Here is an 8212-nt window from a genome sequence, read left to right as displayed (position 1 = left end):
TTTCCTGCGGCCGGTGCCTCCGGGTGTGACGGGTGAGTTGTATCTGGCGGGTCCGGGGGTGGCCCGTGGCTATGTCGGCCGACCCGGCCACACCGGGGAGCGGTTCGTCGCCTGCCCGTATGTGCCTGGTGAGCGTATGTACCGCACGGGGGACCTGGCCCGTTGGACGCCGGACGGTGAGTTGCTGTTCGCGGGGCGTGCGGACGCTCAGGTCAAGGTCCGTGGGTTCCGGGTCGAGCTGGGCGAGATCGAGGCGGTGCTGGCGGGTCATGAGGGTGTCGCGGCCTCGGTGGTGGTGTTGCGGGAGGATCGGCTGGTCGGCTACGTCGTGGCGGTTGCGGGCGGTGTGGTCGATGAGCAGGAGTTGCGGGCCTATCTGTCGGGCCGGTTGCCGGAGTTCATGGTTCCGGCGGATGTGATGGTGCTGGAGGCCTTGCCGTTGACTCCCAACGGCAAGGTGGACCGGGCGGCGCTCCCGGTCCCGGACTTCGCCGCGCGGGCGTCGGGCCGTGAGCCGCGCACCGAGACCGAGCGGGTGCTGTGCGAGCTGTTCGCCGAGGTGCTGGGCCTGGACCGGGTCGGTGTGGACGACAGTTTCTTCGCTCTGGGCGGCGACTCCATCAGCTCGATGCAGCTCGCCTCACGGGCCCGCCGCGCCGGACTGACGCTCACCCCGCGTCAGGTCTTCGAGCAGAAGACGCCGGAGCGGTTGGCCGACGTGGTGGAGAAGGCCGCGCGGCAGCCCACGGAGGTTGACGCCGGAACCGGTGAGGTGGCGTGGACCCCGGCGATGCTGGCGCTGGGCGAGGAGGCGGTGCGTCCGGGGTTCGCGCAGTGGATGACCGTGGGAGCGCCGGCCGGGCTCCGGCTGGACGTGCTCACGGCCGGTCTCCGAGCCGTACTGGACACGCACGACATGCTGCGGGCCCGTGCGGTACCCGGCGAGCGGAAGCTCGTGGTGGGTGAGCCGGGTTCGGTGGACGCCGCCGCGCTGGTCTCCCGGGCGGAGGCGGGATCGCCGGAGGAGCTCGCACGGGAGGCCGTGAGGCGTCTGGATCCGGCGGCGGGCGTGATGATCCAGCTGGTCTGGGTCGACGCCGGACCGGACGCGATGGGGCAACTCGTGCTGGCAGCACACCATGTGGTGACCGACGGCGTGTCCTGGCGGGTGTTGCTGCCGGACCTCCAGGCGGCCTGCGAGGCGGTCGCCGACGGACGCGACCCGGTACTGGACCCCGTCGGCACGTCCTTCCGGCGCTGGTCGCAGCTGCTGTCCGAGCAGGCGGTGTCCGAGGAACGGATCGCCGAACTCGGCGCGTGGAAAGCCCTGTTGGGTGAACCCGAGGCCCCCTTGGGCGGTCGCGCTCTGGACCCGGTGACGGACACCGCCGGCACTCTGCGCCGCCGCTCGTGGGTGATTCCGGCGGAGCAGGCGGCCGTGCTGGTGGAGCGGATGCCGGCCGCGTTCCACTGCGGGGTGCACGAGGTGCTGCTCGCCGGTCTCGCGGGCGCCGTGGCGCACTGGCGGCGGGCCCCGGGCGTGCTGGTGGACATCGAGGGGCACGGGCGTGAGCCGGTCGACGGGGTGGACCTGTCCCGCACGGTGGGCTGGTTCACCAGCTCGCATCCGGTGCGGCTCACGGTGCCCGTTGGTCAGTTGGACGAGGCTATGGCCGGTGGGCCGGCCGCCGGTAGCTTGGTGAAAGCGGTCAAGGAGCAGGTGCGGGCGGTGCCGGGAGACGGGCTCGGTTACGAACTGCTGCGGCACCTCAACCCCGAGACCGCTCCCGCCCTCCAGGCCGCCCCGGCCCCGCAGATCGGCTTCAACTACCTGGGCCGGTTCGCCTCGGGCGGCGCCGCGGAGCCGGTCCGGGCCTGGCAGCCGACGGGCATGATCGGCGGTTCGGGGGACGGGGAGACACCCGCACGCTACGTACTGGAAGCCGGTGCCGTGGTCCAGGACACCCCGGCCGGGCCCGAGGTGACGATCGTCCTGACCTGGGCGGGGCGGCTGCTGGGGGAGGCCGACGCGGACCGGCTGGGCCGGAACTGGCTCGCGCTGCTGGGCGGTCTGGCCGACCACAGCAGGTCCGAGGACGCGGGCGGACACACCCCCTCCGACTTCTCCCTGCTCGACCTCGCGCAGGACGAGGTCGACGAGTTCGAGACCGGCTTCACGGACCCCGACCGCCTCTGAGACACCTCTTCATCAACCTTGTCCTCCCGTCACCTGTCCGGCCCGCCGCCCTAGCACGTCGTCGCCATGACCGCTGTGAGGAGACAGAACGATGACCCGATCCCGCGTCGAGGACGTCTGGCCGCTGTCGCCGTTGCAGGAGGGACTGCTCTTCCACGCCTCCTTCGACGACCGAGGACCGGACGTCTACCAGGGGCAGCGGATGCTGGAACTGGTCGGGCCGCTGGACACGGGCCGGCTGCGGCGGACGTGGGAGGCGCTGCTGTCCCGGCACAGCGCGCTGCGCGCGGGTTTCCGTGGCCGCAAGTCGGGTGAGGCGGTGCAGGTGATCGCCCGCCGGGCGGAGCTGCCGTGGCGGGAGGAGGACCTCTCCGGGCTGGCGGAGCACGAGGCACTGGCGGAAGTGAAACGTTTGGCCGCGCGGGAGCGGGCGGAGCGGTTCGACCCGGCGGTCCCGCCGCTGATCCGGCTGCTGCTCGTCCGGCTCGCCGACGAACGGCACCGGCTCGTCGTCACCAGCCACCACCTGGTGATGGACGGCTGGTCGCTCGCCGTGCTGTTCAACGAGTTCATCGCCGTGTACGGCGCGCACGGTGACACGCGCGCCCTGCCCCGGACCGCCTCCTACCGTGACTACCTGGCCTGGCTCGGCCGCCAGGACAAGGAGGCCGCGCGCACCGCCTGGCGTACGGAACTCGCCGGCCTCGACGAGCCGACCCTGGTGGCACCGGCCGACCCGGGCCGCACGCCGGTGTCCCCGCGGAGCCTGATCACCCGCCTGTCCGAGGAACTCACCGCGGAGACGACCCGGTTGGCCCGTCGGCTGGGGCTGACCGTGAACACGGTGGTGCAGGGCGCGTGGGCGCTGCTGCTCGCGCGGCTGTCCGGCCGTACGGACGTGGTCTTCGGCGCCACCGCGGCGGGCAGGCCCACCGACCTGCCCGGAGCGGAGTCCATGATCGGGCTCTTCATCAACACCCTGCCGGTACGGGTTCGGCTCGACGGCGCACAGCCCGTGTCCGACCTGCTCGCCGACCTCCAGGAACGGCAGTCCGCTCTCATGGCCCACCAGCATCTCGGGCTGCCGGAGATCCAGCGGCTGGCGGGACCCGGGGCGGTCTTCGACACGATCGTCGTGTACGAGAACTACCCGCGCCCGCCCGAGGAGCCGCCCGCCCCCGACGCGTTCGCCGTCCGGTTCCTCGACGGCGAGGAGGCCGCGCACTACCCGCTCACCCTGGTCGTCGCGCCCGAGGGCGCCCGCATGGCCGTCAAGCTGGACTACCGGCCCGACGTGTTCGACGAGCGGCAGGCCGCCGACGTGACCCGGCGGCTGGTGCGGGTGCTGGAGCAGATCGTGGCGGCACCGTCGACGCCGGTGGGCGGGGTGGACGTCCTGGACGCCGCCGAGCGGGCGTCGGTGCTGACGGAGTGGAACGCGACCCGGGCCCCGGTGCCGGGTGCGTCGGTTCCGGAGCTGTTCGCCCGGCGTGTGCGGCACGCGCCGGAGGCGGTGGCCGTGGTGGACGGCGAACGGGTCCTGACGTACGCGGAGCTGGACACGGCGGCGGGACGGCTCGCGGGGTACCTGGCCGACGCGGGTGTGCGGCGGGGCGACCGGGTCGCGGTGGTGATGGAGCGGTCGGCGGAGCTGCTGGTCGCCCTGCTGGGGGTGTGGCGGGCCGGTGCGGCCTACGTGCCCGTGGACACGGACTACCCGGCGGAGCGGGTGGCGTTCCTGCTGGCGGACTCCGCTCCGGCGGCCGTGCTGTGCACCGGGCGGACCCGCACCGTCGTGCCGGCCGGCGTGGCCCCCGTCGTGGAGCTGGACGACGCACGGGTGGTGTCCGAGCTCGCCGGACGTGCGGCCGAGGCTGCGACCGTCGCGGTGGGAGCGGACGACGTGGCGTACGTGATGTACACCTCGGGGTCGACGGGTGCGCCGAAGGGCGTGGCCGTCCCGCACGGCGGTGTGGCCGGACTCGTCGGTGACGCCGGCTGGTCGCTGGGGCCCGAGGACGCGGTGCTGATGCACGCGCCGCACGCGTTCGACGTGTCCCTCTACGAGGTGTGGGCGCCGTTGGCGGCCGGCGGGCGCGTGGTCGTGGCCGCCCCGGGCGTGGTGGACGCGCCCCGCATCCGGGAGGCGGTGGCCGGCGGAGTGACGGCGGTGCACGTCACCGCGGGCTTGTTCCGGGTGCTGGCGGACGAGTCGCCGGAGTGCTTCACGGGTTTGCGCGAGGTGCTGACCGGCGGTGACGTCGTACCGGCGGGTGCGGTGGCGCGGGTCCGGGAGGCGTGCCCGGACGTCGCGGTGCGGCACCTGTACGGGCCGACCGAGGTCACTCTGTGCGCGACGTGGCATGTGCTGGAGCCAGGGGCGGCCGACGGCGGGGCGCTGCCGATCGGGCGTCCGCTGGCCAACCGGCGGGTGTACGTCCTGGATCCCTTCCTGCGGCCGGTCCCGCCCGGTGCGACAGGCGAGCTGTATGTGGCGGGCAGTGGTCTGGCGCGCGGGTATCTCGGGCGGGCCGGGCTGACGGGGGAGCGGTTCGTGGCCTGCCCGTGGGCCGTCGGCGAGCGGATGTACCGGACGGGGGACCTGGCCCGATGGACGGCTCACGGTGAGCTGCTGTTCGCGGGGCGGGCGGACGCGCAGGTGAAGGTCCGTGGGTTCCGGGTGGAGCTGGGCGAGATCGAGGCGGCGCTCGCCGGGCACGAGGGCGTGGCACAGGCCGTCGTGACGGCGTGGGACGCGGAGGGGGCCGGCGACAAGCGGCTGGTCGGTCACGTCGTCGCGGAGGACGCGGAGGCCGGGGTCGATCCCGAGGAGCTGCGGGCGTATCTGGCGGGCCGGTTGCCCGAGTTCATGGTGCCGGCGGCGGTGATCGTGCTGGACGAGCTGCCGTTGACGGTGAACGGGAAGGTGGACCGGGCGGCGCTGCCCGCGCCCGACTTCGCCGCCCGGGCGTCGGGCCGTGAGCCGCGGACGGAGACCGAGCGGGTGCTGTGCGCGCTGTTCGCCGAAGTGCTCGGCCTGGACCGGGTCGGCGCGGACGACGGCTTCTTCGCCCTGGGCGGCGACTCCATCAGCTCGATGCAGCTCGCCTCTCGGGCCCGCCGCTCCGGACTGGCCCTGACCCCGCGCCAGGTCTTCGAGGAGAAGACCCCGGAACGGCTCGCGGCCGTCGCGCGGCCCGTCGGGAAGGCCGCCGCGACCACCGACGTGGGCGTCGGCGAGGTGGCGTGGACTCCGGTGATGCGGGCGTTGGGCGAGGACGCGGTACGACCGGGGTTCGCGCAGTGGATGACCGTGGGAGCGCCGGCCGGGCTGCGCCTGGACGTGCTGACCGCCGGTCTGGCCGCCGTACTGGACACCCACGACATGCTGCGGGCGCGGACGGTGCCCGGCGAACCGAAACTCGTGGTGGGTGAGCGCGGGTCGGTGGACGCCGCCGCGCTGGTCTCCCGCGTGGAGGCGGGATCGCCGGACCAGCTGGCCCGGGAGGCCGTGACGCGTCTGGACCCGTCGGCCGGCGTGAACGTGCAGCTGGTGTGGCTGGACGCGGGCCCGGGCGAGACGGGCCGCCTGATCGTGGCCGCGCACCACCTGGTCGTGGACGGTGTCTCCTGGCGCGTGCTGCTGCCCGACCTCCAGGCCGCCTGCGAGGCGGTCGCCGACGGGCGCGCGCCGGTGCTCGAAGCGGTGGGCACGTCCTTCCGGCGCTGGTCGCACCTGCTGCACGAGCAGGCGGCCTCCGCGGCACGGGTCGCCGAACTCGACGCCTGGACAGCCCTGCTGGGCGAACCGGAAGCCCCCCTGGGCGCTCGCCCCCTCGACCCGGCCGTGGACACCGCCGACACCCTGCGCCAGCAGACCTGGCTCCTGCCCGCCCGGCGGACGGCCACCCTGCTGGGGCGCACCGCGGCGGCGTTCCACTGCGGCATGGAGGACGTCCTGCTGGCAGCGCTGGCCGGCGCGGTCGCCCACGGCCGGACGGACCTCGCCACCACACTCCTCGTCGACGTCGAGGGCCACGGGCGTGACACCGTCGCGGACACCGATCCGTCCCGTACCGTCGGCTGGTTCACCAGCTCCCACCCGGTGCGCCTGGACGTGGCCGGAGTCGACCTGGACGACGCGCGGGCCGGCGGGCAGGCCGCGGGCACTCTGCTGAAGGCGGTCAAGGAGCAGGTGCGGGCCGTGCCGGGCGACGGCCTCGGCTACGAACTGCTGCGCCACCTCAACCCCGAGACCGCCCCCGTCCTCCAGGCCGCACCCGCCGCCCAGATCGGCTTCAACTACATGGGCCGCACCGGCGCCCCGGCCCAGGGCTCCTCCGGCCCGTGGCAGTCGGCCGGCGACACGGCGCTCGGCGGCTCGGTCGCCCCGGACATGCGGCTGCGGCACGCCCTGGAGGTGAACGCCGCCGTCCGGGACACCCCGGACGGGCCCGAGCTGGAGCTCAGGCTGAGCTGGCCGGCCGGCGCCCTGACGGACGGCGAAGCGGAACGGCTGGGCGACACCTGGCTGACGATGCTGGACGGGCTGGCCGAGCACACCGACACCCCCGGCGCGGGCGGCCACACGCCCTCCGACTTCCCGCTGGTCCGTCCCCTGACGCAGGAGAACGTGGACCAGCTCCAGGCCGCCGTACCGGGACTGACGGACATCTGGCCGCTGTCCCCGTTGCAGGAGGGCATGCTGTTCCACGCCACCTTCGACGAGGACGGCCCGGACGTCTACCAGAGCCAGCGGACACTCGCCCTCGACGGCCCCCTGGACGCGGCCCGGCTGCGCGCCTCGTGGGAGGGGCTGGTGGCGCGCCACGAAGCGCTCCGGGCGGGCTTCCACCGGCTGGCCTCGGGCGAGGCCGTGCAGGTCGTCGTCCGGGACGCGGTGCTGCCGTGGCGGGAGACCGACCTGTCCGGCCTGACCGAGCACGACGCGTTCGCCGAGCTGGAGCGGCTCGCCGCCGAGGAGCGAGCGGCACGGATCGACGTCCGCACCCCTCCGCTGCTGCGGCTGCTGCTGGTCCGGCTCGCCGGCGAACGGCACCGGCTGGTCATCACCAGCCACCACATGGTCGCCGACGGCTGGTCGACGCCGATCATGTTCAACGAGGTGTCCGCCGCGTACGAGGAGCGCCCCCTGCCGGCCCGCGCTCCCTCCTACCGCGACTACCTCGCCTGGCTGGACCGCCAGGACGGGGAGGCCGCGCGCGCCGCCTGGCGTACGGAGCTCGCCGGCCTCGACGAACCGACCCTGGTGGCCACCGCCGACCTCATGGACCGGGCGCAGGTCATGGCCGAGGAGAGCGCGGTGGAACTCTCCGGGGAGACCACCCGGGCCCTGACCGACCTGGCCCGCAGCCGGGGCCTGACCCTGAACACCCTGGTGCAGGGTGCGTGGGCGCTGGTGCTGGCCCGGCTGGCCCGGCGTACCGACGTCGTCTTCGGCGCCACCGTCGCGGGACGCCCGGCGGAGATACCCGGCATCGAGTCCATGGTCGGACTGTTCATCAACACCCTGCCCGTGCGGGTGCGGCTCGACCCCCGGCAGCCGATGACGCAGATGCTCGCGGCGCTGCAGCGGCACCAGTCCGAACTGATGCCCCACCAGCACATGGGTCTTTCCGACATCCAGGCGATCGCGGGATCCGGTGCCGGCTTCGACACGATGCTGATGTTCGAGAACTACCCCAAGAACACCACCACCCTCGCCGGTCCCGACGGCGAGCACGTCGGCTTCACGATGGCCCAGATGAACACCCAGGCCGGCACGCACTACCCGCTGGCGGTGAGCGTCGTCCCCGACGGACGGCTCCAGGTGCGGGTGACCTACCGCCCGGACGTGTTCGACCGGCAGGAGGCCGTGCGGGTGGGACAGCGCCTGGTGCGGGTCCTGGAACAGCTGGCGGTCGATCCTGAGGTGCCCGTCGGCCGGGTCGACGTGCTGGACGAGTCCGAGCGGTCGCGGGTGACGGTGTCCTGGAACGACACGGCGGGGGCTGT

Annotated in this window: 2 protein-coding genes; both read left to right on the top strand. The window is 73.9% G+C overall.

Annotation, left to right across the window (positions count from 1 at the left end; translation table 11 throughout):
* Nucleotides 1–2197, top strand: a 2197-nt coding sequence (locus NW895_RS41010) for a condensation domain-containing protein (RefSeq protein ID WP_289942343.1), incomplete at its 5' end; no start/stop codon positions are given.
* A 91-nt stretch (nucleotides 2198–2288) separates the two neighbouring features.
* The coding region (locus tag NW895_RS41005; protein WP_289942342.1) for a non-ribosomal peptide synthetase at nucleotides 2289–8212 on the top strand (5924 nt) is incomplete at its 3' end.

Source organism: Streptomyces sp. S.PNR 29 (assembly GCF_030386795.1).
Classification (GTDB): domain Bacteria; phylum Actinomycetota; class Actinomycetes; order Streptomycetales; family Streptomycetaceae; genus Streptomyces.
Note: the sequence above shows the minus strand (reverse complement) of the source record. Positions and strands in the feature narration are given on the sequence as shown.